This is a genomic window from Streptomyces sp. NPDC058964 (assembly GCF_042741275.1).
Classification (GTDB): domain Bacteria; phylum Actinomycetota; class Actinomycetes; order Streptomycetales; family Streptomycetaceae; genus Streptomyces.
In genome coordinates this window covers 1-1,230 of the sequence record NZ_JBHYKH010000261.1, presented here as the reverse complement: position 1 = coordinate 1,230, position 1,230 = coordinate 1, and the positions used below count along the sequence as shown (strand labels likewise).

The following is a 1,230-nucleotide window of genomic DNA, read 5'->3' as shown; positions in this document are numbered from 1 at the left end:
GCCCCCGCCCCCGCCTTTTACACCCCACACCCCCGCCAACGGGGGGCGTTGCGCACTAGGGCCCCGGACGCTTACCGGGCCCCCCGCGACCAGGGGTTCCACGCCCGACAGGCCGGCCCGGCCTATGGGCCGGGTGTGCCGTTCGCGCAGCTTCTTGAGGGTGCGGCGGGCGGTCCGGGTCCGGCCCGGCGGAAAGGGCCGCAGCAGACCGGCGGCCGTGAGTTCGCCGCGCAGGTCGGCGAGTGCCGAGCGCACGCCCTGCCGGTTCAGCAACTGCCGCATGCCCGCGGGCCGGTAGAGGGCCGAGTGCACGGCCTTGGCCAGGGGCGGCAGCGTCTGCCCGGTGACGGGTCCCGAGGTCCGCATCGTGCCCGCCCGGCCCGCGCCGACGGCGCCGCGCAGATGGAGGTCGAGCACGCCGACCGTCACCGCGGCCCGCGGGCCGCCGCGCACGAACGCGATCTCGTGCGGCTCCAGCCGGTTCGTCGAAGCACCGCTCATCACACACCCCCGAGCGGGGGGGCGCCCGCCCCGTGCCGGCGGGCCCCCGCGTGACGGGAACGTGCCCACCGGCAGGGGTGGTTGAAGCCTCTGCGGCGGTGTTCTGAGGTTGATTTGAGGATGGCGTAGCCGACGCTACGCCCGGTGGCGTACGCATCTCGTCACGGCTCGGGCTCCGACAGCCCCGGCCAGTCGTCCGGCCCGCCGCCCTGCCACTCGATGAGGTCGTTCTCCTCGACCTCGATCCGGTCCAGATCGGCCATGCGCAGGATCTCGACCACGTCGTCCAGGTGGGAGGCGATCCCGAGGGTCACCTCGCCCTCGGTCACCCGCCGCGAACCGTCCAGGGCCGGGGCGTGCACCACGATGTGCGGAAACTCCGCCGGTGGATACGTCATGACTAAAGGCTCCTGCGGCGCGGACGGTTCCGCACTCCGGAGGAGCCTGGCCGTCCGACGGCGCGAGGCTGGGCGCGACAGGACGTTCGCGCCGTCGGACGGGGTCTGTGATGCGTGGCCGAAGCCGACGTGCGGCTGGGACCGCGGCGGAAGCGACGGACCGGTGACGCCCGTCCCTCAGGTCGAGAAGGGGGTACCGGATCCTTCACCACCGCACTGGCTCGCACTCCGCCGCGGTCCTCACCCTGCCCGGACCGAGTCCTGGGGTGGGCCCCCCCCCACCCGCCCGCGACTCCGGGCGGCGGGCGGGGGGGCTCTCGCGGGGCCGCGC

Annotated in this window: 2 protein-coding genes; both read right to left on the bottom strand. The window is 74.9% G+C overall.

Translation table 11 applies throughout. The features are described from left to right. On the bottom strand, positions 1–570 hold a 570-nt coding region (locus ACFW2E_RS27745; RefSeq protein WP_384469799.1), incomplete at its 3' end, for a TIGR04222 domain-containing membrane protein. 92 nt (positions 571–662) lie between these two features. After that, positions 663–899, bottom strand: a complete 237-nt coding sequence (locus tag ACFW2E_RS27740; RefSeq protein WP_384469798.1) for a hypothetical protein — start codon at positions 897–899, stop codon at positions 663–665. Positions 900–1,230 lie beyond the last annotated feature (331 nt).